The organism is Pseudoalteromonas sp. 20-MNA-CIBAN-0454 (assembly GCF_040308685.1).
Classification (GTDB): domain Bacteria; phylum Pseudomonadota; class Gammaproteobacteria; order Enterobacterales; family Alteromonadaceae; genus Pseudoalteromonas; species Pseudoalteromonas nigrifaciens.
In genome coordinates this window covers 1-262 of the sequence record NZ_JBEOOB010000186.1, presented here as the reverse complement: position 1 = coordinate 262, position 262 = coordinate 1, and the positions used below count along the sequence as shown (strand labels likewise).

The window sequence follows — 262 nt, the reverse complement described above, 5'->3', positions numbered from 1 at the left end:
AACGCTAACTGCTCTACTGAGATTGGCTTACCTGTTTTGATATAATCGTAAAAGCGCTCTACTAAGGCTTTCATAGTGCCGCCATGACTAAAGCCGTACCAATGCCCCTCATAGGCTACATAGATGCGGTTCTTGGTGTATTCATCCACCAGCCACACTTTACCGTTGCGGTCTTTTTCCATGTAAGCAACAACCCCTTTACGCTTGAAGAAACAGCGGCCATGTGAGGCAATAACTTTTATTAGGTCATTAATGTGGTCAA

1 protein-coding gene is annotated in these 262 nt (G+C 44.3%); it reads right to left on the bottom strand.

What is annotated here, in order from left to right; translation table 11 throughout:
• On the bottom strand, positions 1–262 hold a 262-nt coding region (locus tag AAEZ22_RS18450), incomplete at both ends, for a YoqU family phage-derived protein (RefSeq protein WP_352298512.1).